Origin of the sequence: Nitrosomonas ureae, assembly GCF_900206265.1 — a bacterium.
GTDB classification, from domain to species: Bacteria; Pseudomonadota; Gammaproteobacteria; order Burkholderiales; family Nitrosomonadaceae; genus Nitrosomonas; species Nitrosomonas ureae_C.
This window is the reverse complement of record NZ_LT907782.1, coordinates 1,186,080-1,212,956: the sequence shown is the minus strand read 5'-3', so window position 1 is coordinate 1,212,956 and position 26,877 is coordinate 1,186,080. Positions and strand designations below refer to the sequence as shown.

Below are 26,877 nucleotides of genomic sequence, written 5' to 3'. Positions count from 1 at the left end.
GGCAGAAGGGAATGATGAATGATAAAACGCAATTTGAAGCTTTTATCCTTTTGCTAAGGATTTCAAAATAAAGTTGGTTTGTACGCGTATAGTGCAGACAAGAAAGCGGGTTGCGGATTATTCCTGAGCTTTTTTGTCAGTTAAGGGTAAGCTCGCATTCAGGGGTGTGGGTTCAGCTACCCAGAAGCCTTGTACATAATCGACACCGATATTTTCCAGGATTTGTAGTGTTTGATCATTTTCCACCCATACGGCGATCGTTTTAAGCCGCATGATATGGCCGATGTGATGAATCGATTCAACCATTGCCTGGTTGACTGGATCAGTAAGCATATTTTTGATCAATCGTCCGTCGATTTTCAGATAATCAAGTGGAATATCTTTCAAATAACTGAACGATGATAAGTTGCTGCTAAAATCATCGATGGAAACGCGACAGCCCAATTCTTTCAAGGTGGTGACAAAACGTATGACATGCTGTAAATCGTTCAGCGCAGTCTGTTCGCTGATTTCGAAACAGATACAAGCGGGATCCAGCTGACTGGCTTTGATGCTGTTTACCGTGAAATCAAGAAAATCTTCGTTTACCAGTGCTTGTCCGGATATATTGATGGTGTAGATTGCATTGATCGTGTGCGTTGCATGCGCTTTTATGAGCTGTAGTGACTGCTGTACCACCCAGCGATCAATTAGCAGTATTTGATCATGCCGCCCCGCCGCAGGTAGAAATGCTCCAGGCATAATCAGTTGACCATTCTCATCTTGCAGGCGCAATAAAATTTCACCATGTTGTTCTTGTTCCGCGTGTTTCGACGAGATTAATTGGATTGGTTGATAATAAAGCTGAAAACGTTGCTCTGTCAGGGCGTTTTGAATACGCGGCAACCATTGCTGCATTTCAACAGAACCTTGCAGATGAGGTACGAATTGATATATCTGTACTCGATTGCGCCCTTGTTCTTTGGCGGCATAACAGGCGTTGTCAGCTGCATTGAGTGCATGCTCAAGACCTTGATTTTCATGAGTGATCGGAAATAATCCGATGCTTACCCCAATAGTGAAAGTTTTTCCCCGCCACTGGAAACGGAAATTTTGTACCAACTCACGTAATGTGTCGGCTACTTTTAGCGCTTGATCTTTGGGGCAGTGCTCTAGAATAACACCGAATTCATCACCACCCAGACGTGCCAATGTATCTCTTGCGCGCAGCTTGGAATGTAATAGTGCGGTTACTTGGCGTAGTAGCTTATCGCCGGCACTGTGGCCGCAACTGTCGTTGACAATTTTGAATTGATCGAGGTCAAGATACAGCAGCGCATGCATGTCATTTTTGCGCATGGATGTCAGGATTTTGCTGAGGCGATTCTCGAATTCCTTGCGATTGAGCAGACCGGTTAACGAGTCATGTGCAGCTTGGTAGGCAAGTTTCAACGTCAGCTTACGTTGTTCTGTCACATCGCGAAACGTTATCACGGCACCAATACTATGTTTTTGTTCGTTTTGGATCGGTGCTACGGAGTAATCGATGATGTATTCTTTCTTGTCCCGATGGATCAATATACATTCGCTGTACTTGGGAGAAATTTCAAGTTCGTTTAAGTGATCTGCCAGTGGATCCGGGGCCGGCTTATGGGTGGCTATGTCCATAATATTGAACACTTCCTGTAGAGGTGTGTCATGCATTTCCTCATTACTCCAACCGGTAAATCTTTCCGCTGTCGGATTCAGAAAAGTAATCTTTCCATTCGTATCTGTGGTGATGACTGCATCACTGATGCTTGCCAGCGTAATCTGAAATAGCTCTTTTTCCTGATGCAGAATATCGTTGGTTATGGTGAGCGCTTCGGTACGCTCTGCTACTCGCTGTTCCAGCTGATTTTTGGTTTGAATCAGGCGCATTAGCAGCTCGTTTTTGTCAAAACGAAGTTTTAGCGAATCCGTAATTGTTTGATGCAGTTGGTACGAAATTCTGCCCATCGTAAATACAAATAACAAATAAGTCAGCGCGATGATTATCTGAGTATCACTTTCGTACGTAATGACCTGATAAGTGAAAGGAAGCGCAACAGGTATCGAAAAAGCTAAAAAGACACCTTTATACGACGATAAGGTCGCCATTGCACCTGCAACCATGCCGCCCAGCAAGTAGGCTAGGAATAATTGATGGATAGCACTATCAGCAATAAAGAAAATGCTTCCGGCGGAACCCCACAGTATCCCTGCTAACAGTGCACCGATATAAAATTGCTGTCCCCAGATTACTGATTCGGCAGCAGATGGTTTTTTACGGAAATAGGCCTTGACCATCAGAAACCTGACGAAAGTGAGAGCATAAATTGCCGCCAACCAGCCTAGAAGCCAGTTTTTTCCGACCAATCCCCAAAAAATATAAGCTAACATAGTGGCAACAATCAAGGTGACAAATAATGCCTTAGGAGCTTGCTGATAAGCCAGCTTGATTTGTTCCGCCAGTAATGCGCCAGAACGATTGGGGGAGGGAGATTGGGAATTCACATTGCAATTAATTGGATCTTGACGTCATATAATAAGGCTTTTTTGCGGCAAGATAATGGAGATTTTCGGAGTATTACTGAATGTTTATGATAAATGTACAAGCGCAGTTTCGAGTAAGGGTGCATAAATTTTCAGCGCTTTGAAATCGGTAAGTAACCTATGCAGTTTTCTGTGGCAAAATGTTGATTGCGTAAAAGATATAAAATATTCATAGTGTTATATGTCAGAAAATTCTTATATCCATACCCAAAAAATTGTGCATAATATCTTTTGAAATAAAGTAAGCTTCTATAGTGCAATGTGCGGGTAAGGCACTGGAGAATAAATTACGGGAGCATGCTCATTAACATGAGACGTATTGCAGAAAGTTTATTTTATTGGAAGTTTCTGTATCGAGCCGGACTTATTCTGCTCGTGGCTTCTGCCCCGGTATTCGGTGCCGGTATTGCTGTGATGGAACACAGTGTAAAAGAATTAGGTCAAGCGTTCTCCGGTGCTCCTACTAATACGAGCGATGGTAGTATGGTGTTTTTTAATCCGGCTGCGATGAGCCAGGTGCGCGGTAAATTGATTTCGGCCGCGAGTTACTATATCGTACCGTCGGTAACTTTTCATGATAGTGCTTCACGGTTGGGTAGCGCGCCGCTTACGGGTGGGGATGGCGGAGATAGCGGGCGATCGGTTTTTATTCCGAATTTTTATTATGTGCAGGAATTGTCGAACCGCGTAGCTTTTGGTTTTGGATTTAATCTACCTTATGGTATGCGCAATAGCTATGATTCGGACTGGAAAGGGCGCTACCAGGCCATTGATTCAGAAGTTCTGACGATTAATTTTAATCCGTCTCTGTCGTTCAAGCTGACTGAAAAATTTTCTTTGGGCGCCGGCTTTAATGTGCAGTACTTGCGATCCAAATTAACCAACGCAATTGATCTGGGACCGGCATGTTTTTTATTGCAGGGAGCATTGCCATGCTTAAGTCAGGGAATTGCGCCGCAAGCCGCGGACGGGCATGTTTCGCTCAAGGGTGACAGTGTCGGTTTCGGCTACAATTTAGGCGCATTTTACACGCTGACCCCTGATGCTCGATTCGGCGTCAGTTATCGTTCCCGCATTGCCCATGACGTAAAGGGAGATGCAAATTTCACCCTGCCGGATAAAGCCATTGCGCTGACGCAAGGGAATATTTTGGTGGATACGCATGCGGTTACGCCGGTAACTTTGCCGGACTCGGTCTTATTCGGTTTCTCGCACCGTCTCAATCCGCGCTGGGAAGTTTCTGCGGATGCTTTATGGACGCACTGGAGTTTGGTTCGGGAGCTCAGAACGAATTTTTCCTCATCGCAATCCGATGATGTGCAAAATCTGAAATGGAACGATACGTGGCGTTATGCTTTCGGGGTTAATTATTTTTCCGCAACTCATAAATGGATATGGCGAACAGGATTTGCTTATGATCAAACGCCGATTCCCAATGCACAACACAGATCGCCTCGAATTCCCGATAGCGATCGTTATTGGCTGACTTTTGGTTTTACTTATGCGGTGCGGAATAATATTTCCATTCATGGTGCGTATGCGCATCTGTTTATGGATAGTCCTTCAATCAGTCGTAGGGGCGTAACGGGAGATTTCCTTTCCGGGCAGTTTTCCGAGCAAATCAATATCGGCGGTCTGCAACTAGACTGGCGTTTCTAATCCTGATTGTCACAATTGATTGGGTTGCGGTGCTGAAACTTATGCAGAGCTGCATTATCTTATAGTGTCGTCTGTATCGGTGTAATGGATAAACTTTTTAATCCAATTTTGGAATTGATCAATGGACAGAAGAACGCATCTTAATTTCTGGTTTATTACCATGGCGCTATTAGCTTTGCTGTTAGTGCAGAATTTGTATAAGCAATATACTCAAGTTGAGCCCATTCCCTATAGTCGTTTCCAGTATTTGCTAGAGCAGGGGCAGGTAGCCGAGATTGCGATTACCGAGAATCAGATTTTTGGAACATTGAAAGAAAAACACGCGGATGGATATAAAGATTTTGTTACGACACGGGTGGAACCGGAATTAGCGGAAATTCTGGATAAATATCATGTGGTTTATACCGGTGTGGTACAAAGCACTTGGTTGCGTGATTTATTGTCCTGGATTGTGCCGACAGCAATTTTTGTCGGAATCTGGTTATTTGTGATTCGCCGCATGGGAAGCAGTATGGGAGGCGGGTTGATGTCGATTGGTAAAAGCCACGCCAAAGTATTTGTGGAAAAGGAAACCAAGGTTACTTTCGACGATGTGGCGGGTGTCGATGAAGCCAAGGAGGAATTGGTTGAAATTATCAATTTCTTGAAAAATCCGGTGGATTATGGTCGTTTAGGTGGACGGGCACCGAAAGGGATTTTGCTGGTGGGGCCGCCAGGTACCGGGAAAACATTGTTGGCACGCGCAGTGGCGGGCGAGGCAGGAGTACCCTTTTTCTCCATTTCCGGTTCGGAATTTGTAGAAATGTTTGTCGGTGTGGGTGCAGCCAGGGTGCGTGACTTGTTTGAACAAGCAAGGCAGATGGCGCCAGCAATAATTTTTATTGATGAACTGGATGCGCTGGGGCGCGCACGTGGTGCTTACGGATTGGGTGGCGGGCATGACGAAAAGGAGCAAACCCTGAATCAACTGTTGGCTGAACTGGATGGTTTCGATTCCAGCAGTGGTATCGTGCTGCTGGCAGCGACCAACAGACCGGAAATTCTTGATCCGGCACTGTTGCGGGCCGGACGGTTTGATCGCCAGGTGTTGGTGGATCGTCCTGATAAAATTGGGCGGGAACAAATTCTTAATGTCCATGCAAGAAAGGTAAAGTTGCACAGCGACGTTAGAATTGAGGAAGTTGCAGCGTTGACACCGGGATTTACCGGAGCGGATCTGGCTAACCTTATCAACGAGGCGACTCTGTTAGCAACCCGGCGTGCCGCACCATCGGTTACGATGGCGGATTTTAATAATGCGATTGAGCGCATCGTGGCAGGATTGGAAAAACGTAACCGCCTGTTAAACCCCGATGAACGCCGTGTAGTGGCATTTCATGAACTTGGGCATACGATGGTGGCGTTGGCGTTACCGGGTACCGATGAGATTCATAAAGTATCCATTATTCCGCGGGGTGTCGGTGCACTGGGTTACACTATTCAACGCCCTACCGAAGATCGCTATTTGATGACTCGCGCGGAACTGCAAAATAAAATGGCGGTATTGCTGGGAGGGCGTGCAGCCGAGGAGATCGTATTTAACGAAGTTTCCACCGGCGCGGCAGACGATCTAATACGCGTCACCGATATTGCGCGCGCCATGGTGTTGAGGTATGGCATGAGCGACGCATTGGGTAACGTGGCGTATGATCGGGAGCAGTCAGTATTTCTACAACCCAATGTGCCTATGCCACAAAGCCGCAATTACAGTGAAGAAACTGCCAGTAAGATTGATGTTGCAATTCGTATGTTGGTTGATCAAGCCCTGGAACGTGCGCTCAATATACTTCAATCCAATCGTGGTTTGCTGGATCAAACTGCGCAAGAGCTATTGGAAAAAGAAACGCTCAATCAACCTGAAATACTTAAATTAAAGCGAACAATAATTTCCAGCGTACCCCATTGAGGTGTATCTTTGCCGCATCGAAATTTTATTCGTAACTGACTAATGTGAATTGAAATGATTCTGCATCGGTTAATTGCATTTGCACGTTTCTGAGAATGGTGGATGGATTGATCATTGCCGATGGGATGTGTAATTGGCCATCTATGCTCGAGAAAGTGGCGATATTAAGAGGTTTACTATTCAGTGCTACGATATTGTTCAGGTCGAGTTCAAATACAATGGAAGGGCTATTTTGAATCAACCGTAAGTTGACCTCCAGTGCATTTCCCGCTCCAATATCCACCGCAAAACTCAAAATTTCATGGCTGAAAACGCTTGCTGTGTCAATGAGTTCAACACTATTTATCCGGACTAAATTATTAAGCGATACTGATGATGAACCATCATAGTCTTTCAGTGGCGTGTCAGTAAAACTTCCTCCAAAGTTTCTTATTGGAAGTTCTTCAATAGCATCAAAGACTGTCATGCCATCAAAAATAACGCGGCCAAACACGGTAAATCCTCCATTCTGATTATCCAGATTCAAAGCGTTGTCATTTAAGTTGACAAACCATTGGTTGGTTGCACTATTGGGATTGCCGCCAATTTTTGCCATAGCGACGGTGCCACGGGTATTGGAAATTTTAAATTCATTAATAATTGGAGGAAGGGGATTAACAGCGGTGAGCGATTCTCCGGTGGTGCCAGGAATAATTTTAAAACCGCCGCCTTGAATGACAAAATCAGGGACACTGCGATGAAAGATTCCATCAGTATAGCCACCACTGTTAATGTAGCTGATGAAGTTGGCGGTTGTGACCGGTGTCTGTGTTTCAAAAAGCTCAATACAAAATTGCCCCATATTGGTTGTAAAGCAAGCAACTCGATTAGCGTGTGTAATGGGCGATAAGAAACACAAACAGGCAAACAATACGGTTTTATATAAGATTGGACTGGCGCGCATGATGATTGGGTATTTTTGTGTGGATTGAAATTGGATTTTACTGACAGATGCCTAGCTGAGGCAATTCATTTTGGATAAGATGCAGTTTCGTATTGAGGAGCCTTGGTAATGTGATGATAATTAGCGCCTTCTTTAAGGTTATGCACAAAGTGAACTGATCATGATTTTGATATAGGGATTATTTCAGTATTTCTTGATTTGAAGTTTTCTTCAATGGCATCCAGCATCATGGCTGCAACGTTTAAGCCGGTCTGCTGTGTGATTTCCTGCATTCCTGTAGGACTAGTGACATTAATCTCTGTTAAATAGTCGCCAATTACATCTAATCCTACCAACATTAAACCATTTTTAACCAATTCCGGGCCTAGTGAATCTGCAATGTCTTTGTCGCGCGTAGATAGGGGCTGCGTTGTTCCCGTACCGCCGGCAGCAAGATTGCCGCGCGTTTCACCGAGCTTAGGAATGCGCGCTAAAGCAAAAGGTACCGCTTTGCCTGCAATCAGAAGGATACGTTTGTCGCCTTGAGCGATTTCAGGAATGAAGCGCTGCACCATGATAGTTCGTGTCCCATAGTGAGTGAGCATTTCGAGAATCACGCTGATATTATAGTCTGCAAGATGGATACGAAACACGTTGGCACCACCCATACCATCCAGTGGTTTTAATATAATATCCTGATGAATAACTAGGAATTCTCTAATTAAGTGCGCCTGGCTGGTTACTAGTGTAGGGGTAATAAATTGTGGAAATTGAGTGATAGCAAACTTTTCGTTGTAATCGCGGATACTCCTGGGGTTATTGATCACCCAGGCACCCTGGGTCTCAGCTAATTCCAGCAAGTACGTGCTGTAAATATATTCCATATCAAATGGCGGGTCCTTGCGCATTAATACAATGTCAAATTCGTGCAAAGGAGTTGCCGAAATATCACTGATTTTGTACCACAAACCATCCGCAGATGATGGATTTGTAAGTGACAATGCGCGCGAAAAGCCTGTGACAACATGGTTGATCAATGCGATGTCATGTTGATAAAGTACCCAGACCTGATGGTTCCGCGCAATTGCCTCACAGATCAAGGCATAGCTGGTGTCCTTATGCGTTTTGATGGAATCCAGCGGATCAATGATAAAGGCAAGCTTCATAATGGAGCTTATGCGGAACTTAATTTTGCATCCGAAGTATCGGTGTGCTGCAATTCCAATGCGGCTGCTAATAGCGCCAAACGTGCTACAACGCCATAGGCATAAAAACGATTCGGAATAATATTGGGTTGGGAGGCGTTCGGCTCCAGGCAAGTGGTTTCAAATGCCAAGGGAACAAAATGCATGCCGGGAGCATTAAGGTTTTCGTCGATACCGCGTCCGGTATGAACGCGATAAAACCCTCCGACGACGTGGCGATCTATCATATAGATAACGGGTTCCGCTACCGCTTGATTGATCGTCTCGAATGTGTAAACGCCTTCTTGTACCAGCACATGGGAAACTTGCAATCCTTCTTTCACTACGGCCATTTTATTCCGCTGTTTGCGGTTTAAATTATAAATTTCGGTGCCGTCTTTTACTGTCATGATTCCCATTCCATAAGTTCCCGAATCGGCTTTGACAATGACAAAAGGATCTTCCTTAACACCATATTGTTGATACTTTTTCCTGATCACCGAGAGGATCCGGTCAACAGCGGCTGCTACACATTCCTCACCTTGTTTTTCATGAAAATTAATTTCTCCGCATGAGCTAAAACGTGGATTGATTAACCAAGGATCAATGCCAATCAAATCCGCAAATTCCAGAGCAATGCGATCATAAGCGGCAAAATGATTAGATTTTAGACGTGTTGCCCAGCCGGCATGCAGAGGAGGGATCACAATTTGATTCAGATTTTGTAAAATCTCCGGAATGCCTGTGGATAGATCATTGTTAAGCAACACCGCGCAGGGTTGAAAATTTTCTACGCCCAATTGATTATTTTTCCGCACAATCGGCTCCAGCTGAATAGACTGGCCATCGGGAAGATCAATATCGATAGTTGTAGTGACTTCCGGCAATAAGGTGCCAATACGGACATTCAATCCGGCCCGTTGCATAATATTTTGCAAGGTGGCAATGTTTTGCAGATAAAAAATATTGCGTGTGTGATTCTCCGGGATTAACAATACACTATGTGTATCCGGGCATATTTTCTCGATCGCATTCATCATCGCTTGCACACATAAAGGAATGAAGTCCGGATTCAGATTGTTAAATCCGCCAGGAAACAAATTGGTGTCAACAGGTGCGAGTTTAAAACCGCTGTTACGTAAATCTACGGAACAGTAAAATGGCACAGTATGCTCACGCCATTTGCCTCTCATCCAATGTTCGATGGTCGGCATGGCATTAATGATACGATTTTCGAGGTCAAGAATAGGGCCGCGCAGGGCTGTGGAAAGATGAGGTACTGGCATTTTGCTTTGAATTATTAAATCAGGGCCATTATAGCATTATGGCTTAAATAGATTGTGATTCACTCAACTCTGGAGTGTCCTCTAGGGTTGCTCTCATTGTTATGAAACGTATGTATTATATTTGGTTTTGGAGCGGTGCAAGCAAGCGCGATAGGGTTAGTGTAAGGTTTTTTCAGCTCGCTGTGACGGCAGCATTACTGTCAATTTTTGTTATGCAGCTTCTATCATGGAGTAACCGATGAAACGGAAAACGATCATGAGGATTGTTTTTGTAACTCCTCGTAGTGATAATGAATAATGAGGACTAGAAGTGCAGTAGCCATCAATAGGACTTTGGAGAATGTAAGTTTGCGGACCTGCTTGGTGAAGTAACTGCGAGGAAAAGAAGAAGCATTGGTGGTTGCCAATGAGACAGGATTAGAAATTGGTGACGTTATTATTGTGCTTAGAGGTGCACAAGAAAATCTAATCGCTACAAAAATTAAATTATTACCAGATTAACAGGGAGGGTTCTGCATACACGCAATGAGAAAATCCCCTGTTCATATTGTGACTTTATCAAAAAGATTTCAGTAGTTTACGTTACGCAAAAATAGACAGTGCAACGAAGAAAGTGTATAGTTCCGGCACTGCCCTTTACTCTTGAGATTTAGAAAAGGGAAGGTGTTGAAGCAATTTGAGATTGTCTCAACGAATTAAGAATGGCGCATAAAAAAAGCGCAAAATTCATCATTTATGGAGGGAGATATGATTAAAGCTGTTCAGGCAGTAGTAGGATTAGGATTGCTTTGTTTTGCTGCTACACAAGTAGCGGTAGCACAAGACATTTCTAAATTACCACGGGTAAAACAACAACTGGTGGCCCCACCAAATGTACCTGTGCACGATCAGGTTTCTAAAGGACCAAAAGTTGTTGAAGTTCGCATGGAAACCACTGAAAAGCTGATGGAGGTTGCGCCAGGTGCAAAAGTCTGGGGTCTGACATTTAATGGCAGCATTCCAGGTCCGCTGATTATTGTGCACGAAGGCGATTATGTTGAGCTGACCTTGGCCAATCCAAAATCAAGCACATTGGCCCATAACGTAGATTTCCATGCAGCAACCGGTGCATTGGGTGGTGCTGGCTTAACACTGGTACAACCAGGCGAAGAAGTGGTTTTACGCTGGAAAGCTGTTAAACCGGGTGTATTTGTTTACCATTGCGCACCAGGTGGAACCATGATTCCGTTCCACGTCATTTCAGGTATGAGCGGTGCTATTATGGTATTGCCAAAAGATGGCCTGAAAGATGCGAAAGGCAAACCATACAAATACGACAAAGCTTTTTACATTGGCGAACAGGATTTCTATCTGCCGAAAGACGACAAAGGCAACTTCAAAGCCTATGGCTCACCAGCCGAAGGTATGGCAGACATGTTGGAAGTAGCTAAAGGTCTCATTCCAACTCACGTAGTGTTCAACGGTGCGGTTGGTGCGATTACCGGTGACAATGCGCTGAAAGCTAAAGTAGGTGAAAAAGTATTGTTTATCCACTCTCAAGCTAACCGTGCTTCCTATCCGCATTTGATTGGTGGTCATGCTGATCTGTACTGGGTAGGTGGTTCATTCAGCGATACACCGTTGACCAGCCAAGAAACTTGGTTTGTTCCAGCCGGTTCCGCAGTTGCTGCAGCCTATGAATTCCATCAACCAGGCCTATATGTATACCTCAGTCATAATCTGATTGAAGCTGTACTGCTGGGTGCTGCACTGCATATGAATGTAGAAGGCAAATGGGATGACAACATGATGACTCAACTTAAAGCACCGGCAAGCTTTGATGCAAAAGCTGCAATGGATCACTAAGATTTGATTTAGTGTAGCTATTGAAATCATTCTAAAAAAGGCCTCAACCTATTACAGGTTGAGGCCTTTTTCATTAAAAACCATCGTTTGCTTATTATTTGTTCAAATAAACACGAATATGCCAATTAAATCTCGTATTCGCACCATTCCGAATTATCCACGGCATGGAATCATGTTTCGTGATATCACAACGCTATTAAAAGATCCTTGCGGGTTGTATACCACAATACAAGAGATCGCAAGCCGTTACGACGCAGTTACGATTGATAAGGTGGCTGGGATCGAGTCGCGAGGATTCATCATCGGTGCGCCGGTTGCGTACCAATTAGGCAAAGGCTTCGTGCCTATCCGTAAACAAAATAAACTTCCTGCAGAAACATTGGGAAGAGACTACCAATTAGAATATGGCAGTGACCGTATTGAAATTCACCTAGATGCAATTCAACCGGGAGATCAGATACTTTTGATTGATGATCTGATTGCAACCGGTGGTACTGCAGAAGCGGCTGCAGGACTGATAGAGGATATGGGCGGGGAAGTCGTGGAATGTTGTTTCGTTATTGATTTGCCGGATGTGGGGGGGAGAGCTCGTTTGGAAAAGCTTGGACATAGAGTCTTTGCATTATGTGAATTCGAGGGCGAGTAGCTATCGCTAGCCTGTTCCGGAATTTGCACCAAGAGGCATCACTGATCCTCTTGTAAGGCTGATAATAATTTATCATGAATGCCGCCAAAGCCGCCATTGCTCATGATCAAGACATGATCTTCTGGTTTTGTGGTTGCCACGATATTTTGTATTAGCTGATTTAAATCATCGCAGTAATCGACTCGATTATTTAACGTGCTGAGAGCTGCTTTTGCCCATTGTGAGTCACCCGTAAAGCAAAAAACATGATCTGCTTCTTGCAGACTGTGCGCAAGATAATCTTTCCAAACACCCATCTTCATTGTATTGGAGCGAGGTTCGAGTACTGCAATGATTCTTTTTTGACCAACATGGGTTCTTAAACCATTCAGTGTTGTTTGAATTGCAGTAGGGTGGTGTGCAAAATCATCATAAACCGTAACGCCGTTGACAGTGCCGCGTTTCTCCATGCGACGTTTAACATTCTTGAATTCTGATAATGCCGCAATTCCTGTTTCGACCGGTACTCCGGCATGTCGGGCAGCGATTAATGCTGCCAGAGCATTCATGCGATTATGCTCACCTAATAAATCCCAATGCAAACAGCCCTGATGGATTTGAGCAGAATAAATATCTATTACATTGTTTGCAAGCAATTGAGCATTCCAATCAGTTTCAGTTCCAAATTCCTCTAGGGGAGTCCAGCAGCCTTGTGTCAAAACGTGTTTTATATTCTCATCTTTTCCATTGGCAATGATCAAGCCGTTATTGGGAATGATTCGTACAAAGTGATGAAATTGACGTTTGATGGCTGAAAGATCAGGAAAGATATCTGCATGATCATATTCAATATTATTTAATATTGCAGTTCTGGGATGATAATGAACAAATTTAGAACGTTTATCGAAGAAAGCCGTGTCATATTCGTCGGCTTCAATAACGAAGAATGGTGAAATTTCCGCTAAATTTGATTCAGAATCCTGTGGGTGTTCTGATCGAATAATTCCAATTCTTGCAGATAGACCAAAATTCTCGGGAATTCCACCAATCAGAAAACCTGGATTTAATCCCGCGTAATCTAATATCCAGGCCAGCATCGAGCTGGTCGTGGTTTTGCCGTGCGTACCGGCAACGGCAAGCACCCAGCGATGCCTCAAAATATTTTCTGATAACCACTGTGGGCCGGAAATATAAGGTAAATTCCGATTGAGAATTTCTTCCATCAACGGGTTTCCGCGGGTAACCACATTACCAATTACGAATATATCCGGCTGAAGCCGGATCTGCTCGATTGAATAACCCTGTATTAATTCTATTCCCTGAGATTCAAGCTGTGTACTCATCGGCGGATAAACATCTTGATCGCAACCTGTTACTTTGTATCCGGACTCTCTCGCAATGGCTGCAATGCCTCCCATGAAAGTGCCGCAAATCCCAACAATGTGAATATGCATGATCCAGCTTAAAAGAAATCTTAATTAGAGAAAATCGAAAATGAATAGATTGCGCTTCTGTGTAAATTATAGTTTATAAGCTCAGTCAGTAATACCCATGTAACGTAGTAGTGTAGTATTTTATAAATTCAACATACTTTTCTTAGTGAATATTCACCCATTGATAGAAAAAAGTTATCGTGGTCGGTTTGCGCCATCTCCAACAGGGCCGTTGCATTTTGGTTCACTGGTTGCGGCTATAGGCAGTTATCTCGATGCAAAATTTAATCAAGGTAAGTGGCTGATCAGGATAGAAGATATAGATTTTCAGCGGGAAGTGCCCGGAGCCGTAAGTGAAATCTTATTTGTACTGGAAAGGCTTGGCATGGAGTGGGATGAAGAAGTCGTTTTTCAAAGCCGGCGTCTTGAAGCCTATCGGGAAGCACTGAATAGATTAGAGAAACAAAATTTAATATATCCGTGTACTTGTTCAAGAAAAGAAATTGCTGATTCCAGCATCATCGGTCTTGGTGGCCCCATCTATCCTGGGACGTGTTTGAAAAATCCTTCTTTATCAGACAAAGCATGTTCACTGCGTATTCAAACGAATGAGAATGAAATTCAATTTCAAGATATTTTAAAGGGCCCGTATGCACAAAAACTCAAGCGGGAAATTGGCGATTTTGTACTACGCCGGGCTGATGGGATATATGCTTATCAATTGGCCGTTGTAGTCGATGATGCTGAGCAGGGTATCACGCATGTTGTTCGTGGCGCGGATCTTTTGGATTCTACGCCGCGCCAAATATTTCTACAGCGATTGTTAGGGTATAGTACGCCGCGATATATGCATCTTCCGATCGTAACCAATGCGGTGGGTGAGAAACTCAGTAAACAAACCAACGCCGAGCCCATTGATATGGCAAATGTGCTGCTGCAATTGTTTAAGGCACTGTGTTTTCTAGGACAGACGCCTCCAGCGGTAATTCTTGAAGGAGATATCTCTTCTTTTTGGCAATGGGCGAGAGAAAACTGGCAAGTCAATCTTATTCCTCGATAATTTCTTCTGTATTGTAATTAATTTCGAATTGAAGCTATCAAACAATATTTGTGCTAGTCTGTAGTAACGACGATTAGAAGTGTCTTAGAAAGATGCTGAGGTTGAGAATTACGTTAACGGGGAAATTGAGTATTCCCAAGCGACAGCAGGTAAGGAGATGGCGTGGCTTTTTTGCCTTTTAATATAACCAAACAAAAAAAACTGAAAGTGATTATTGTAGGCGGAGGATATGCAGGGCTTGCTGCATTGACCAATCTGTTGCAATTTGCTCCCGATACGGATATCACACTCATAGATCCCAGAACACAGCATCTGAAGATTACGCATTTGCATGAAACATTCAGGTATCCTCTAACAGATTTATTGTTTTCATTTGGTGATTTAGAGATTCGTTACGGATGCAAGCATGTGCTGGCATCAGTGGATTTTGATCAAAATACGTTGCAGGATTGTCAAGACAGCAAACAATTAATTCTTGATGAGGCGGTTTTGAATTTTGATTATATGATTATTGCATCCGGCTGCGAAAACAGTGCATCAGGTCCTATGGCTTCAAAAAATGTATTGAACTTGTCTGATTTTACTACCGCAACGGGATCTGATCTATTAGGAAATTTTCTCAATCAAAACAATGTTCCGAATCAATCGATTTCAGTTGTAGGGGGAGGGGCAACCGGCATACAGTTTCTGTTTGAGATAAAGCAATTCCTGATGCGTAAGAAGTATAAAACAGAGTTACGTCTGATTCATTCAGGTGAGCGTGTTCTTGAGCAATTTCCTGATGGTTTTGGTAGGTATGCTGAATCTCGGATGCGCGATTTGGAAATTGCTTTTTATCCTAACACATACTACAGTGAGCAGGGTTCTGATAAGATTCTTCTGACTGAAAAAATAACAAAAAAGCAATTTGAATTACCATCCAGACTGGCAATTTTGTTTCTGGGCAAGAAGCAGCAAAAAACCTATACGGCTAACGCTTTTGGACAGATAGTAATTAACCGGAAGCCGTTACAAAATATTTTTACGGCTGGTGATTGTTCGTACTATCAATCTCCGGGATCAAATACGCTGACGGCACAATCAGCTGTTCGTAAAGGAAAGTTAGTGGCGCGTAATGTATTGCGCCATTCAGGTTTTCCGGGATTGCTTGAGCCTTATATACACCACGAATTAGGCTATGTGGTAAGCATTGGAGCTGCGGATGCTGTTGGTTGGCTGGTTTCGGAAGGAAACCTGATCACCGGTATTCCGGCACTGACAATAAAAGAGCTCGTAGAAACCCAATATGACTTATTATTGGCAGGAATCGATACTTACGTGGTTTAGCAGACACTACGCAGGAGATATATATGCTTGGTTTGTTCAAAGATAGTCCTGTAATAGGCAAGGCCAGTACAATTATTCAAAGTCCGGCAGATAAGCTTTTCAATTTCATTGGTAATGATCTGCTTATTAACTACCCCAGATGGTCACCTGAAGTTAAAGAACTGGAAAAATTGACGGATGGCCCAATACAGTTGGGAACGGTATGCCGTCAAGTACGCATTGACCAAGGCAATCGATCGGAATCAACTTTCAAAGTTAAGATTTTTGATGTTGGTACACGTATTTGTTTTGAAGGAACATCCAATCCCTATCGATGTGACTATGTGATGGAATCAGTCAATGCGACTGATAGCAAAATGACGTTTACCTTTGAACTGCTGAGTCTTGATCTTCATGTGAGGCCTTTTGAGAAGCTGGTGCGCATAGCAGTTCAGGATGGAACGGAAAGAACTGTAAAAAACATCAAAAAAATTATTGAGGCAGATTTGGCCAGCTCAAAATAATCAATCATTACAATGCGTATTTAGCCAATAGCTGATTAACCTGGAGAAAAAATCATGGATTTTATCGTTGAAAAAGACCCTGGATTGATTCCGCAAGTATTGTCCAAGATTCTTGATTCTTGTGTCAATGGAGTGACACTGGCCGATCCTGACCAAGAGGATTTGCCTTTAGTGTATGTTAATAAGGCATTTGAAATTATAACGGGTTATACGTTGGCGGAAACCGTGGGTAAGAATTGCCGTTTCTTGCAGGGAAGTGAGCATGATCAATCTGGTGTTAAGCAACTCCAGGAAGCCATTAAAAATAAAAAACCTGTAGAAGTGGTATTGCGAAACTATCGCAAAAATGGCGAACTATTTTATAACCATCTGCTGGTGTCCCCACTTTTTGATTCAAACGAAAACTTACTCTATTTCCTCGGGGTACAGTACGATATTACTCCGCAAATCCGGGCGGAAGAAGAAATCAAAGCACTGAAGGAGCAGCTGGCGGTACTTAAGAAATAAGGGCTATCAGATACAAAAATAAGATTATCCGTACCACTAGATGATGTGGCAGAAGTGGTATCGGGTGCGGCGTTTCCGATACATGATCTATTTGCTCTACCCGTTGAGGTCTAATTAAATTATATAGAACCCTGGAAATCGAGAGTATCGCCGAGTTTGATAGGGGCTCCAACCTCAGATAATGCAGTCACGAGATTAAAGCTATGAGATTCCTGTGGAAACGTAAGGATTTCATATGCTTTATACACTACAGATATGACATATCAGACGAAGTATAGGAGCAGCTAGAGGCCATCTGCTTGGATGCCAAGGCGTTGGGGAGGGTTTAACTGCCAATTCCACAATGCTGTATTCTGGATTATGCGTACGGGTGCGCTATGGCGGGACTTGCCGCCGGAGTGAGGGGGAAAATCAGGGCATGGAAGCTATAATCCCTGCAAAGAAAAGCCGTATAGCGCAAAGGTTCTACGATAAAGCATTGTATGAATTGCGGCATCTTGTCGAAAATGCTTTTCTGCACCTCAAGAGATGGCGCGGCATCGCTACACGATACGCCAAAAACACCACCTCTTTCTTCGCCGCTGTATAAATCAGATGTATTGCTCCAAATATCTCGTGACTACACTATCTGAGCCAAGAGGAAAGAAACGCTCATATTCTGACAATCCCATTATTGAATACAAAGTAAGGCTATTCAATCTTACCAAAGAATTTCAGAATATCTCCAGAGCTTGCAAGAAACGAATATATCGAGCAATGAGTTGCTGAAATCTGACTATCATTGGTATTCCTCGCACATATGCAAAGGTGATGTCACCACAAATCATTGCAGTGGTATTGATAACTTGCGCCGCGCAAGGAAACCTGATGAAACAGAGAGAGAAAACAGAACAATGCAAAAATGTAGAACAATGTACCCACTATTGATCGCTTTGATTGTTGGATAATTTTAGAAGCAGTTGATTAATTATCAGATGAGTATCAGGTTATTGTCATGATCAGAAAATTACCTCGCTTATTGTTGACTAAATCAATCGGGTATTGTATAGTTGATAAAATTAATCGGGTATTATTTTTGCTAACACTTATTTAGAGGATTAATCATGAGATTAACTACAAAAGGAAGATTTGCGGTTACCGCGTTACTTGATCTTGCTTTGCAGCAAAGCAGTCATCCAATAACACTGGCGGATATCAGTCAAAGACAGAAGATTTCCTTGTCGTACTTGGAACAGTTATTTGCAAAGTTGCGCCAATCTGAATTGGTGGATAGTGTGCGTGGTCCTGGAGGTGGTTATTGTCTTTCAAAAGATTTAGATAAAGTATCGATAGCCGACATTATTCTTGCGGTTGATGAGCCTATCGATGCCACGCAATGCGGCGGTAAAGAAAATTGTCATAATGATGGAAAGTGCATGACACATGATTTATGGGCGAAATTGAATGAGCTCATTTTTGAGTATCTTGGTGCTGTTACACTTAAGGAATTGGTGGATAATCAAATCAATCAACAGAATGAAGCAATCGTTCCCCTTCTTGATATGCGACGTGAAGCTGATATACGACGTGAAACAACGGTTGCGTACAGCTGATATTCGTTTTTAATAAGATTTTCCATTCTCAAAAAATCTAACAATGCTTTATAGATAAATTGCTATAGAACAATATTATTAAGTCTGTGTCTAATTAAATTAGGATAAGTTTTTGCTTATACGAAGAAATAATACATTGGACTAAATTATGCTTATTACACTAACTGAAAATGCTGCAAAATATATTCAGCAACAACTTGCGAAGCGCGGTAAAGGACTTGCACTCCGTGTTGGGATTAAAAAATCGGGTTGTTCAGGATTTTCTTATACGTTTGATTATGCTGATGAGATTAACCCCGATGATGAGTTATTTGAGTCACATAAAACTAAGATAGTAGTTGATAGATACAGCCTGCCTTATTTGAATGGTTCTCAAATCGATTTTGTCAAGGAAGGTCTCAACAGTTCTTTCCAGTTTATTAATCCGAATATTGATAATACATGCGGTTGTGGCGATAGCTTCAGCGTAAAAGAATCCGTTTAGATTTAATTAATAGTAATTTCGATTCCAGTATATTTCCGGTTTGTATATCAGTAGTCGTTTTGATGTAATTTAAGATTGTAGGATATCTGTTTCAAATTATATAAATACTAAAATAAAGGAAGAAACCAAATGAGTGCAGTACTGCAAAGTCTGGTTAATCAACCGTATAAACACGGCTTCGTCACTAAAATTGAATCTGATGTTGCTCCCAAAGGGCTCAATGAAGATATCATTCGATTAATTTCAGCCAAGAAAAATGAGCCTGAGTGGCTTTTGTCATTTCGCCTGGAAGCTTATCAAAAATGGTTAACAATGAAAGAACCTGAATGGCAAAACGTTCATTATCCAAAAATTGATTTTCAAGCTATCAGTTATTATTCAGCACCAAAGCCCAAGAAAAAATTGGCAAGTATGGATGAAGTTGATCCTGAATTATTGCGTACATTTGAAAAGCTTGGTGTGCCGATGCATGAACGCGCGGCACTTGCAGGTGTCGCTGTCGATGTTATCTTTGACAGTGTTTCGGTAGCTACTACTTATAAGCAAAAGCTTGCGGAAGTCGGCATCATTTTCTGCTCCATTTCTGAAGCCGTGCATAACCATCCAGAGCTTATTCAGAGATATCTGGGAACTGTTGTGCCTGTGGGTGATAATTATTTTGCAGCTTTGAATTCTGCAGTATTTACGGATGGTTCTTTTTGCTTTATTCCTAAAGGTGTCAAATGCCCGATGGATCTGTCCACCTATTTTCGCATTAATACAGAAGGATCCGGACAGTTTGAGCGTACATTAATCATTGCAGAGGAAGATGCTACTGTGTCTTATCTTGAAGGCTGTACGGCGCCTAGATTTGATACTAATCAGTTACATGCTGCAGTGGTTGAGCTGGTTGCGTTAGATAATGCAGATATCAAGTATTCAACAGTCCAGAATTGGTATGCTGGTGATGAGAATGGGATTGGTGGTATATACAACTTTGTTACTAAGAGGGGTTTGGCAAAAGGGAAGAATTCTCGAATTTCATGGACACAGGTAGAAACCGGTTCCGCAATCACGTGGAAGTATCCGTCATGCATATTGCGGGGTGATAATTCGGTTGGAGAATTTTATTCAGTTGCGGTAACCAATAATTATCAACAAGCTGATACTGGGACGAAAATGATTCATCTCGGGAAAAATACGCGCAGCACCATAGTGAGTAAAGGTATCTCGGCTGGCCATTCTAACAGTAGCTATCGTGGTCTGGTACGTATCTCTCCGACCGCCGAAGGTGCGCGAAATTACTCGCAATGCGACTCTATGCTTATTGGCGATCAATGTGGTGCGCATACTTTTCCTTATATTCAAGTTCATAATAACAGTGCAATTGTTGAGCATGAGGCGTCTACTTCTAAAATTGGCGAAGATCAGCTTTTTTATTTTTCGCAACGCGGCATCGATGCAGAAGAAGCAGTTTCAATGATCATTAATGGTTTTTGTAAGGATGTGTTTCAGCAATTGCCAATGGAGTTTGCTGTTGAAGCTACCAAGCTTCTCAGTTTTAAGTTGGAAGGGAGTGTCGGATGATTGTTAATAACAGTAAAACCCTTCTCATGGTTCAGGGGCTGCGTGCCAGTATTAATGGCACTGAGATTCTCAGAGGCATTGATCTCACGATAAAAAGTGGAGAGATTCATGCAATTATGGGTTTGAATGGATCCGGAAAAAGCACTTTGGCAAAAGTGCTGGCAGGCCACGCTGCGTATGAAATTACAGCAGGAACCGTGCGGTTTGAAGATAAAGATTTGTTGGAAATGGTACCTGAGGATCGCGCACGCGCTGGATTATTTTTGGCTTTCCAATATCCGATCGAAATCCCAGGTGTAGCAAACACGCAATTTCTTCGTCTTGCCTATAACACAATACAAGCCCAACGAGGCAAGGAAGAGTTGGATCCTCTCGAATTTGATGATTTTGTGCGCGAAAAAATGAAATTATTAGATATGAATCCCGATTTCTTGGATCGTAGTGTCAATGAGGGGTTCTCAGGTGGTGAGAAAAAACGAAACGAAATTTTGCAAATGGCCTTGTTAGAACCCAAATTGAGTATCTTGGATGAAATGGACTCCGGGCTTGATATCGATGCACTTAAAACCGTAGCCAATGGTGTTAATCATATTACTAATAAAGACAATGCCACAATTTTAGTAACGCACTATCAACGTTTATTGGATTATGTTGTGCCTGATTTTGTGCATATTATGCAGTCAGGCCATATTGTGTTGACAGGTGGTAAGGAATTAGCACTTGAACTGGAAACACGAGGTTATGACTGGGTTACTGCAAATAAACGGTCAATTGCCGGAGCAATCGCATGAGCGAAACAGTTGCTACCGATTACCTTGATTGCTTACTGAAATCTTGGTCGACAAAATCAAATGAGCCGTTATCATGGTTAAATCAATTACGTGCTCGTGCCATTGATCATGTCAGTACGCAGAGATTACCCACGAAGCGTGACGAAGAATGGCGCTTCACTGATATCTCGGCACTTACTCGCCTATCCTTTCAGTCTGCACAACCGCACACTAATTTGCAAACGCAGGATATTGAACATTTGTATCTGAAGGAAGCAAAAAGCTCTCTGGTGTTTGTAGATGGCTATTACTCTCCGCAGTTATCGACCCATGTTGATCCCGCAGTACTTCAGATTGGCAATTTATCAACATTCTTATTAACACATGCATCAGTTCTGGAATCTCATTTTGGTCAATACGCTAAATTTGATAACAACGTATTTGCTGCGCTCAATACAGCATTCCTTCGTGATTGCGCATTGATCATTGCGCCAAAGAATACCGTCATCGCAGAACCCATTCACTTATTGTTCATTGCGACACAATCAGAGGTAACTTGCTATCCACGCTGTTTGATAATTGGAGAGCCCGGAAGTAACGTAACATTTGTTGAGGATTATGTCTCTCTTCGGGAGACCGCCTATGTGACAAATTCAGTAACAGAAATTAGCTTGTCAGCGAATGCGCACGCGAAACACATTAGAATTCAACGTGAAAGCGCACAAGCTTATCATCTGGCAAATTGCGCAGTTTCATTGGTTCATGGAAGTAACTATCAATCGGTCAGCATTTCATTAGGAGCGCAGATTTCCCGCTACAATCTGAATGTTCAATTAGGTGATGAAGCTGCAGAGTGCACGATTGATGGGCTTGCGTTAATTTCAGATAACCAGTTGGCCGATACGCATACCTGCATTGATCACATAAAACCAAATGGAATCAGTCGTCAACAACATAAATGTATCGTCAATGATAAAGCTCATGCTGTATTTAATGGAAAAATTATCGTACGGCCTCATGCGCAGCAAACAAATTCATCACAATCGAGCCGTAACTTGTTACTGAGTAAAACTGCACAAATAGATACAAAGCCACAACTGGAGATTTTTGCCGATGATGTTAAATGTGCGCATGGAGCAACAGTTGGGCAGCTTGATCAAGAAGAAATTTTTTATCTACAAAGCCGTGGCTTATCAGAAGCAACAGCACGCAGTTTATTAACTTACGCCTTCGGTGCGGAAATAATCAATCGTATTCCCGTAAATTCACTCAGGCAGCAGTTGGAACAAACTGTACTTAATCAAACTCGGGGTAGTAAATTATGAATTCAGCGCATGCTTCTCTGAAATCAGAAATTACTTCTGACATCAATTGGAGAAAGGTTCGCACCGATTTTCCTATTCTCGATCTGAAAATTGACGGAAAACCGCTTGTCTACCTTGATAATGCTGCATCCAGTCAAATGCCACAATTAGTCATTGATCGCTTAGTACGCTATCAAACTAAACAACACGCAAATATTAATCGTGCCGTACATTATTTATCTGAAGTTGCCACGCAGGAATATCACGATGCACGATGTAAGTTACAACAATTCATCAATGCACGCGAAGATCGGGAAGTTATTTTTACCAGCGGTACAACAGATTCCATTAACTTGGTTATGCAAGGATATGGACGCAAATTTATCCAAGCAAACGATGAAATTATTCTTACCACATTGGAACATCACTCTAATATTGTTCCGTGGCAAATGCTGGCTAACGAAAAAGGTGCAAAAATTCGTGTTGTCCCAATTAATGACAAAGGCGAATTAGATGTCGACGAATATGAAAGGTTATTTAATGAGCGTACTAAGTTTGTCGGTTTGATCCATGTTTCGAATGCACTCGGTACGATTAATCCGATTAAAAGAATGATCGATTTCGCTCATCGATATGATGTTCCTGTGTTAATTGATGGTGCACAGGCTGCTCCTCATATACCTATTGATGTGCAGGCGCTTGATTGCGATTTTTATGCATTCTCAGCGCATAAATTATGTGGTCCGACCGGAGTAGGCATGCTCTATGGTAAAGCTGCACTCCTGGAATCCATGCAGCCTTATAAAGGTGGCGGGGATATGATCGCATCGGTAACTTTTGAAGAAACGATCTATAACACCATTCCTCATAAATTTGAGGCAGGTACTCCACCGATTGCCGCTGCAATTGGTTTTGGCGCTGCCATTGATTATTTGACGGCTATTGGTATCGAGAATATTGCTGCGTATGAATTTACATTGCTTGATTACGCAACCGAATGTCTTGCTCAAATCCCTGGTGTTAAGATTATTGGTACAGCGAATGAAAAAACTGCTGTCATTTCTTTCACCATTGATGGAGTCCATCCACATGATATTGGAACCATCTTAAATCAAGATGGCATTGCCGTTCGTACCGGGCATCACTGTGCACAACCTGTCATGCAGCGATTTAATGTACCGGCCACCTCCAGAGCTTCATTTGCTTTCTATAATAGCAAGACAGAGGTTGATGCTTTGATTGCCGGGATTAAAACAGTTCAGAAGGTTTTCTTATAATGCATACCAATTCTTTGTATCAAGAGGTCATTCTCGACCACAACAGAAAGCCGCGTAATTATGGCAAGCTGGATCAAGCGAGTCATCATGCAGTGGGTCACAATCCGTTATGCGGTGATCGTCTGGATATTACATTGCAACTTGAGAATGAGCAGATCTGTGATATTGCATTCCAAGGAGAATCCTGCGCAATCTGCAAGGCTTCCGCATCGATGATGACAACTGCAGTCAAAGGGAAATCTCGTTCGAATGCGGAAATACTGATTCATGAATTTCGCGAACTGGCTACTGGAAAACTGGATACGAGTCATCCGCATCATCTTGGGCGATTAACGGTTTTCTCAGGCATTCGCGACTTACCGACGCGGGTTAAATGCGCAATTTTGCCGTGGCATACTTTGCATGCCGCACTCAACTCTATTTCTAATACTTCGACCGAAGCCAATAATGATTCCGCACAAGTAGTATCGAATCATTCTGTTGGTTGAGTGTCAGTTTAAGATCTGTGCATAACATCTATTAGCCATCCATACTGCATATCAATCGCAGTTTCAATACCTTAATACTCACAAAATGCCAAAAATCTCTGACATTGAAGGAACACCCAATAAGAATGCTTTAAAATTCATTCTTAAAGAACCATTGACATGGGGCGTTGCACGTTCATTCGATAATGCTGAAGCCGCTAGAGACGACCCGTTAGCATCTGCGTTATTCGATATTGATCATGTCACGAATGTCTTTTATATCGATCATTGGATCACTGTTACCCAGGATGGTGAGGCTAATTGGCAAGACTTGGCGCGAGATATCGCCGACCCTATCCGTGCAGCGCCGGCCGCTTCTGCGCAATCTGCCGAAACCATCGCTACTGCTAGCCAGGCTCTGGCGAACTTGAATCCGGAAGATCAACTGCGTTTGGAGAAAATCAATATTTTATTAGATGAAGAGGTACGCCCTTATCTGCAAAGTGATGGTGGTGATTTGCATATCCTGGGACTGGAGGGCAACATTCTGCGTATCCATTATCAAGGTGCATGCGGTACATGTCCCAGTTCAATTTCGGGTACCCTGAGAGGAATTGAGAATATGCTTAGAACCCTAGAGCCTGATATTCAAGTTGTTGCCAGTTAAATGTCCGGCATAAAGAAAGGTGGCATAGCCACCTTAATTTCGATCAGTCATCAAACACGTTTTCGGAATTCGTTGTTGTGCGGATCAATCTCGATTTTATCGCCAATCTCAACAAAAGCCGCCACTTGAATTTCAAAATTTGTTCCCGCAAGGCGAGCGGGTTTCATGATCTTGCCCGTTGTATCGCCCCGTACTGCTGGTTCGGTATATTCGACTTCGCGTACAATTGTATTGGGTAACTCAACAGAAATCGCCTTGCCATCGTAGAAAGTTACCTGACATACATCTTCCATACCATCCGTCAAGTAATTCAGAACGTCTGACATGTTGTCAGCCTCAACTTCAATCTGATTATAATCCGCATCCATAAAAACATAGAGCGGATCAGCGTAATAACTGTATGTACAGTCTTTTCTATCCAGAACAACTAAATCGAATTTTTCATCCGCTTTGTAAACAGTTTCGGTTGTAGTACTGGAAAACAGGTTCTTCAATTTCATTTTTACCACAGATGCATTACGGCCAGACTTGGTAAACTCTGCCCGTTGTACAACCATAGGGTCATTACCAATCATTATGACGTTGCCTGATCGTAGTTCCATTGCGGTTTTCATAGTTCAATTCCAAATTTTAAGTTAGAAGTTAGATTAATGTGGGTATCAACAGTAAGCTTTGAGCTTGATAACCGGGAATTATAGCTGATTTTCAGCAAACTGCACCAGATTGGATGTTAAATCTTCCTGTTTCAGCAATTGCTTAACCCAGTTCTTATTATGCTGAACCAAAGGCTCGTAACAAGCTGCGAAGTTTTTCCAAATAAGATTATTTAATTCATATTTCTCATTCCAACCGTGCCACATTGTTTGCACGGCGGATGCAACTTTGACAGGTAACCCTGCTGTGTATAGCGTAAGAAACGCATCCAATTTATCCCGATGAGCATCCTCCTGCTGAGGGTAAATATTCCATATGAAAGGTTTAATCGCCCACTGTGCGCGTATAAAAGAATCTTCACCGCGTACAAAATTAAAATCACAACTCCACAGCAATAGGTCGTATTCCGTTTGTTCCATAAACGGAATAATCTGAATGGTAAGTCGCTTATAGCTTATTAATGCCTTAGTCTGGCATGTTGTATGATTAAATAGTGCTGAAATGCGATCAGCAGCAATTCCTTGCGGCACGATCAATAAAACGGGTACCGTTGATTCTGATAATACTTGAATGAAGTTTTCGATGGGCGCGGTTTGATAACAAAACAATGAAATGCGTATCTCCCCGGATTTTCTTCTAGGTAAATCTTTGCGTCGGAAGAATTCCTGCTCTGCTGCATGGTTAAAGGCATCATGGCTCGCCAGAAGATCCTTCTCCCGCAACAATCCGCCAGTGCCCGGCACAAAGCCGGGAAAAAAGAATGTTTTGGTTAAAGAAAAACGGGGATGCGGTGAAGGTAAACCATGATATTCAGTCACCCAAGGTTCGGCACTCAGATATTCCAAATTAATCCAGACAGGATTGGTTTCTTTCTGTAACATCGCCATTACATATTTTTCAGGCAATTCACACGCGAATGCTTCAATGATTACGTCTCCCGGTTCAGTATCCACAAATGATCGTTGCCAATAGCAAATCTCAACGCATTGAATGATTTGGTACTGAGCTCGAGAATTTACATCCGGTGCTATATTGGCAAAGCTGCCTAAATTATCAACCCACAATCGTACTGAATGGCCATGTTCATGAACCAGTTGCTTGGCAAGGCGCCAACATACGCCAATATCACCGAAATTATCGATAACTGTACAAAAGATATCCCACCGGCGTCGCATTGAACTATCGACAAGTTATGTTTGGAATCATCTTTTGTGTGAGCACTGATATTGCCAAGAGTATTGCATCGCG

The 26,877-nt window shown here is 42.7% G+C and carries 23 protein-coding genes and 1 pseudogene; 17 read left to right on the top strand and 7 right to left on the bottom strand.

What is annotated here, in order from left to right:
• Positions 1 to 117: 117 nt before the first annotated feature.
• Entirely contained in the window at positions 118 to 2,514 is a 2,397-nt protein-coding gene (locus CPG39_RS05550; protein ID WP_096292424.1) for an EAL domain-containing protein, read from the bottom strand.
• 348 nt (positions 2,515 to 2,862) lie between these two features.
• Here CPG39_RS05550 and CPG39_RS05545 point away from each other — a divergent pair, with 348 nt between their 5' ends.
• Both CPG39_RS05545 and ftsH read left to right on the top strand, forming a co-directional pair.
• On the top strand, positions 2,863 to 4,212 hold the full coding sequence (locus tag CPG39_RS05545; protein WP_096292423.1) for an OmpP1/FadL family transporter: 1,350 nt from the start codon (positions 2,863 to 2,865) through the stop codon (positions 4,210 to 4,212).
• A gap of 121 nt (positions 4,213 to 4,333) precedes the next feature.
• Complete coding sequence (gene ftsH / locus CPG39_RS05540; protein ID WP_096292422.1) at positions 4,334 to 6,157, top strand: ATP-dependent zinc metalloprotease FtsH; 1,824 nt, start codon at positions 4,334 to 4,336, stop codon at positions 6,155 to 6,157.
• A gap of 25 nt (positions 6,158 to 6,182) precedes the next feature.
• On the opposite strand, the gene CPG39_RS05535 is transcribed toward ftsH, so the two are convergent.
• The 3 genes from CPG39_RS05535 to gshA form a co-directional block, all read right to left on the bottom strand.
• Complete coding sequence (locus CPG39_RS05535; protein ID WP_096292421.1) at positions 6,183 to 7,100, bottom strand: peptidylprolyl isomerase; 918 nt, start codon at positions 7,098 to 7,100, stop codon at positions 6,183 to 6,185.
• A gap of 158 nt (positions 7,101 to 7,258) precedes the next feature.
• Positions 7,259 to 8,245, bottom strand: a complete 987-nt coding sequence (gshB, locus tag CPG39_RS05530) for a glutathione synthase (protein ID WP_096292420.1) — start codon at positions 8,243 to 8,245, stop codon at positions 7,259 to 7,261.
• An 8-nt stretch (positions 8,246 to 8,253) separates the two neighbouring features.
• Positions 8,254 to 9,549 (bottom strand): glutamate--cysteine ligase, encoded by a 1,296-nt coding sequence (gene gshA / locus CPG39_RS05525; RefSeq protein WP_096292419.1) that lies wholly within the window; start codon positions 9,547 to 9,549, stop codon positions 8,254 to 8,256.
• A 747-nt stretch (positions 9,550 to 10,296) separates the two neighbouring features.
• Here gshA and nirK point away from each other — a divergent pair.
• Both nirK and CPG39_RS05515 read left to right on the top strand, forming a co-directional pair.
• Complete coding sequence (gene nirK / locus CPG39_RS05520; protein WP_096292418.1) at positions 10,297 to 11,394, top strand: copper-containing nitrite reductase; 1,098 nt, start codon at positions 10,297 to 10,299, stop codon at positions 11,392 to 11,394.
• Between the two features lie 118 nt (positions 11,395 to 11,512).
• The gene (locus CPG39_RS05515) at positions 11,513 to 12,040 is read left to right on the top strand and encodes an adenine phosphoribosyltransferase (protein ID WP_096292417.1); all 528 of its coding nucleotides are present in this window, start codon (positions 11,513 to 11,515) and stop codon (positions 12,038 to 12,040) included.
• Positions 12,041 to 12,078: 38 nt separating this feature from the next.
• Here the strand turns inward: CPG39_RS05515 and mpl are convergent, their stop codons facing one another.
• Positions 12,079 to 13,473, bottom strand: coding sequence for a UDP-N-acetylmuramate:L-alanyl-gamma-D-glutamyl-meso-diaminopimelate ligase (gene mpl, locus CPG39_RS05510; RefSeq protein ID WP_096292416.1), 1,395 nt, complete (start codon positions 13,471 to 13,473; stop codon positions 12,079 to 12,081).
• A gap of 145 nt (positions 13,474 to 13,618) precedes the next feature.
• On the opposite strand from mpl, the gene gluQRS reads away from it, so the two are divergent.
• The 13 genes and pseudogenes from gluQRS (at position 13,619) to CPG39_RS05440 (ending at position 24,975) form a co-directional block, all read left to right on the top strand.
• On the top strand, positions 13,619 to 14,512 hold the full coding sequence (gluQRS, locus tag CPG39_RS05505; RefSeq protein ID WP_096292415.1) for a tRNA glutamyl-Q(34) synthetase GluQRS: 894 nt from the start codon (positions 13,619 to 13,621) through the stop codon (positions 14,510 to 14,512).
• 162 nt (positions 14,513 to 14,674) lie between these two features.
• Positions 14,675 to 15,838 (top strand): NAD(P)/FAD-dependent oxidoreductase, encoded by a 1,164-nt coding sequence (locus CPG39_RS05500; RefSeq protein WP_096292414.1) that lies wholly within the window; start codon positions 14,675 to 14,677, stop codon positions 15,836 to 15,838.
• A 23-nt stretch (positions 15,839 to 15,861) separates the two neighbouring features.
• Positions 15,862 to 16,341, top strand: a complete 480-nt coding sequence (locus CPG39_RS05495; RefSeq protein ID WP_013648212.1) for a polyketide cyclase — start codon at positions 15,862 to 15,864, stop codon at positions 16,339 to 16,341.
• Between the two features lie 54 nt (positions 16,342 to 16,395).
• Positions 16,396 to 16,848: a PAS domain-containing protein gene (locus tag CPG39_RS05490; protein WP_096292413.1), complete on the top strand. Its 453-nt coding sequence runs from the start codon at positions 16,396 to 16,398 to the stop codon at positions 16,846 to 16,848.
• Positions 16,849 to 17,260: 412 nt separating this feature from the next.
• Positions 17,261 to 17,437, top strand: a pseudogene (locus CPG39_RS05480) (IS5/IS1182 family transposase); the annotation flags it as partial.
• A 514-nt stretch (positions 17,438 to 17,951) separates the two neighbouring features.
• Positions 17,952 to 18,440 (top strand): Fe-S cluster assembly transcriptional regulator IscR, encoded by a 489-nt coding sequence (iscR, locus tag CPG39_RS05475; protein ID WP_013648242.1) that lies wholly within the window; start codon positions 17,952 to 17,954, stop codon positions 18,438 to 18,440.
• A gap of 148 nt (positions 18,441 to 18,588) precedes the next feature.
• The gene (locus tag CPG39_RS05470; protein ID WP_096292411.1) at positions 18,589 to 18,924 is read left to right on the top strand and encodes a HesB/IscA family protein; all 336 of its coding nucleotides are present in this window, start codon (positions 18,589 to 18,591) and stop codon (positions 18,922 to 18,924) included.
• Positions 18,925 to 19,053: 129 nt separating this feature from the next.
• Complete coding sequence (gene sufB / locus CPG39_RS05465; RefSeq protein WP_013648240.1) at positions 19,054 to 20,490, top strand: Fe-S cluster assembly protein SufB; 1,437 nt, start codon at positions 19,054 to 19,056, stop codon at positions 20,488 to 20,490.
• Positions 20,487 to 21,281: a Fe-S cluster assembly ATPase SufC gene (gene sufC / locus CPG39_RS05460; protein ID WP_096292410.1), complete on the top strand. Its 795-nt coding sequence runs from the start codon at positions 20,487 to 20,489 to the stop codon at positions 21,279 to 21,281. Before sufB ends, sufC begins: the two co-directional genes overlap by 4 nt.
• Positions 21,278 to 22,585: a Fe-S cluster assembly protein SufD gene (sufD, locus tag CPG39_RS05455; RefSeq protein ID WP_096292409.1), complete on the top strand. Its 1,308-nt coding sequence runs from the start codon at positions 21,278 to 21,280 to the stop codon at positions 22,583 to 22,585. Before sufC ends, sufD begins: the two co-directional genes overlap by 4 nt.
• Positions 22,582 to 23,841, top strand: a complete 1,260-nt coding sequence (locus CPG39_RS05450; RefSeq protein ID WP_096292408.1) for a cysteine desulfurase — start codon at positions 22,582 to 22,584, stop codon at positions 23,839 to 23,841. Before sufD ends, CPG39_RS05450 begins: the two co-directional genes overlap by 4 nt.
• Positions 23,841 to 24,329: a Fe-S cluster assembly sulfur transfer protein SufU gene (sufU, locus tag CPG39_RS05445; RefSeq protein ID WP_096292407.1), complete on the top strand. Its 489-nt coding sequence runs from the start codon at positions 23,841 to 23,843 to the stop codon at positions 24,327 to 24,329. The genes CPG39_RS05450 and sufU overlap by 1 nt, the downstream gene beginning before the upstream one ends.
• Before the next feature lie 85 nt (positions 24,330 to 24,414).
• Positions 24,415 to 24,975 (top strand): NifU family protein, encoded by a 561-nt coding sequence (locus tag CPG39_RS05440; protein WP_096292406.1) that lies wholly within the window; start codon positions 24,415 to 24,417, stop codon positions 24,973 to 24,975.
• A 50-nt stretch (positions 24,976 to 25,025) separates the two neighbouring features.
• Here CPG39_RS05440 and CPG39_RS05435 read toward each other — a convergent pair whose 3' ends face one another.
• Positions 25,026 to 25,589, bottom strand: a complete 564-nt coding sequence (locus CPG39_RS05435; RefSeq protein WP_013648234.1) for an elongation factor P — start codon at positions 25,587 to 25,589, stop codon at positions 25,026 to 25,028.
• 78 nt (positions 25,590 to 25,667) lie between these two features.
• Positions 25,668 to 26,804, bottom strand: coding sequence for an elongation factor P maturation arginine rhamnosyltransferase EarP (earP, locus tag CPG39_RS05430; protein WP_096292405.1), 1,137 nt, complete (start codon positions 26,802 to 26,804; stop codon positions 25,668 to 25,670).
• Between the last annotated feature and the right edge of the window lie 73 nt (positions 26,805 to 26,877).

Excerpts from the sequence above, each read along its gene's own strand:
- CPG39_RS05545 (WP_096292423.1), top strand. The coding sequence starts at position 2,863 with ATGAGACGTATTGCAGAAAGTTTATTTTATTGGAAGTTTCTGTATCGA.
- ftsH (WP_096292422.1), top strand. The coding sequence starts at position 4,334 with ATGGACAGAAGAACGCATCTTAATTTCTGGTTTATTACCATGGCGCTA.
- CPG39_RS05535 (WP_096292421.1), bottom strand. The coding sequence starts at position 7,100 with ATGCGCGCCAGTCCAATCTTATATAAAACCGTATTGTTTGCCTGTTTG.
- gshB (WP_096292420.1), bottom strand. The coding sequence starts at position 8,245 with ATGAAGCTTGCCTTTATCATTGATCCGCTGGATTCCATCAAAACGCAT.
- gshA (WP_096292419.1), bottom strand. The coding sequence starts at position 9,549 with ATGCCAGTACCTCATCTTTCCACAGCCCTGCGCGGCCCTATTCTTGAC.
- nirK (WP_096292418.1), top strand. The coding sequence starts at position 10,297 with ATGATTAAAGCTGTTCAGGCAGTAGTAGGATTAGGATTGCTTTGTTTT.
- CPG39_RS05515 (WP_096292417.1), top strand. The coding sequence starts at position 11,513 with ATGCCAATTAAATCTCGTATTCGCACCATTCCGAATTATCCACGGCAT.
- mpl (WP_096292416.1), bottom strand. The coding sequence starts at position 13,473 with ATGCATATTCACATTGTTGGGATTTGCGGCACTTTCATGGGAGGCATT.
- CPG39_RS05495 (WP_013648212.1), top strand. The coding sequence starts at position 15,862 with ATGCTTGGTTTGTTCAAAGATAGTCCTGTAATAGGCAAGGCCAGTACA.
- CPG39_RS05490 (WP_096292413.1), top strand. The coding sequence starts at position 16,396 with ATGGATTTTATCGTTGAAAAAGACCCTGGATTGATTCCGCAAGTATTG.
- iscR (WP_013648242.1), top strand. The coding sequence starts at position 17,952 with ATGAGATTAACTACAAAAGGAAGATTTGCGGTTACCGCGTTACTTGAT.
- CPG39_RS05470 (WP_096292411.1), top strand. The coding sequence starts at position 18,589 with ATGCTTATTACACTAACTGAAAATGCTGCAAAATATATTCAGCAACAA.
- sufB (WP_013648240.1), top strand. The coding sequence starts at position 19,054 with ATGAGTGCAGTACTGCAAAGTCTGGTTAATCAACCGTATAAACACGGC.
- sufC (WP_096292410.1), top strand. The coding sequence starts at position 20,487 with ATGATTGTTAATAACAGTAAAACCCTTCTCATGGTTCAGGGGCTGCGT.
- sufD (WP_096292409.1), top strand. The coding sequence starts at position 21,278 with ATGAGCGAAACAGTTGCTACCGATTACCTTGATTGCTTACTGAAATCT.
- CPG39_RS05450 (WP_096292408.1), top strand. The coding sequence starts at position 22,582 with ATGAATTCAGCGCATGCTTCTCTGAAATCAGAAATTACTTCTGACATC.
- sufU (WP_096292407.1), top strand. The coding sequence starts at position 23,841 with ATGCATACCAATTCTTTGTATCAAGAGGTCATTCTCGACCACAACAGA.
- CPG39_RS05440 (WP_096292406.1), top strand. The coding sequence starts at position 24,415 with ATGCCAAAAATCTCTGACATTGAAGGAACACCCAATAAGAATGCTTTA.
- CPG39_RS05435 (WP_013648234.1), bottom strand. The coding sequence starts at position 25,589 with ATGAAAACCGCAATGGAACTACGATCAGGCAACGTCATAATGATTGGT.
- earP (WP_096292405.1), bottom strand. The coding sequence starts at position 26,804 with ATGCGACGCCGGTGGGATATCTTTTGTACAGTTATCGATAATTTCGGT.